The sequence below is a fragment of the Nocardioides nanhaiensis genome (genome assembly GCF_039542785.1).
GTDB lineage: Bacteria > Actinomycetota > Actinomycetes > Propionibacteriales > Nocardioidaceae > Nocardioides > Nocardioides nanhaiensis.
In genome coordinates this window covers 1-1,228 of record NZ_BAABIM010000009.1, presented here as the reverse complement: position 1 = coordinate 1,228, position 1,228 = coordinate 1, and the positions used below count along the sequence as shown (strand labels likewise).

The window sequence follows — 1,228 nt, the reverse complement described above, 5'->3', positions numbered from 1 at the left end:
CCTGGACCGGGTGCTCGATCTGATGACCAGGCCGGGCGGGTGTGACCTCATAGGACCTTGGTCTGCACAGTCTCATCACTGTTTTGTCCGCCCGACCTGGAAGGTCATCTCTTCCCTTTCCACGAAGAAGAGAGACGTCACCAGCATGACTGCGACCCTGCCCGTTCCACAACCGCGTCCCGAACCGATCACCGAGTTGATCGTGGGAGTCGATACCCACCAGCAGACCCACACCGCCGCGGTCATCGACACCCGCGGCATCCGTCACGGACACCGCGAGTTTCCCGCGACCGCGGGCGGCTACCGCGACCTCGTGGCCTGGGCCACCAGCCACGGACCCGTCTTCAGGTTTGGGGTGGAGTCGACCGGCTCCTACGGCGCGGGCCTGACCCGCCACCTCCTCACCACCAGCGGCGACACCCAGGCGCAGAAGGACCAGCAGTGGGAGGTGGTCGAGGTCAACCGGCCCGAGAAGGCCACCCGGGTCAAGCACGGCAAGTCCGACCCCGTCGATGCCTACTCCGCGGCCGAGCAAGCCCACACCGGCCGCGCCAGCGCCCGCCCCAAGCTCACCACCGGCATCGTCGAGGCCATCCGCGCGGTCAAGGTCCCCCGCGACGTCGCGGTCCGTCACCGCACCGCCGCGTTCAGCCAGCTGCGCGACCTCATCACCACCGCACCCGACACGCTGCGTGAGGAGCTGCTGCCCCTGACCGCGCGACGCCGGGTGGCCAAGGCGTTGGCGATGCGCCCCGACACCGCCAGGTTGGCCGACCCGCTCCACGCCACCCGCCACGCCCTGCGGGCGCTGGCGCGGCGGATCAAGGCCCTCGATGCCGAGATCACCGAGGCAGACAAGATCCTCACCCGGTTGACCAAGCAGGCCTGCCCCTCGCTGCTCGCGATGCGTCAGGTCGGCACCCAGACCGCCGCGCAGCTGGTCATCACCGCCGGGCAGAACATCGACCGGATGCGCTCCGAGGCCGCCTTCGCCAAGCTCACCGGCGTCGCGCCGCTGCCGGCATCCTCGGGCAAGACCACCCGCCACCGCCTCAACCGCGGAGGCGACCGGGCAGCGAACTCAGCGCTCTACCTGATCGTCATCGGCCGGATGCGCAACCACCCACCCACCATGGACTACGTCACGCGCCGACGCGCCGAAGGACTCTCCAATCCCGAGATCATCCGGTGCCTCAAACGACACCTCGCCCGCGCCGTCTACCGAGCC

The 1,228-nt window shown here is 69.5% G+C and carries 1 protein-coding gene; it reads left to right on the top strand.

The features are described from left to right. Positions 1-202: 202 nt before the first annotated feature. Positions 203-1,228 (top strand): IS110 family RNA-guided transposase (locus ABD948_RS22095; protein WP_345273523.1); only part of this gene is annotated, 1,026 nt, incomplete at its 3' end.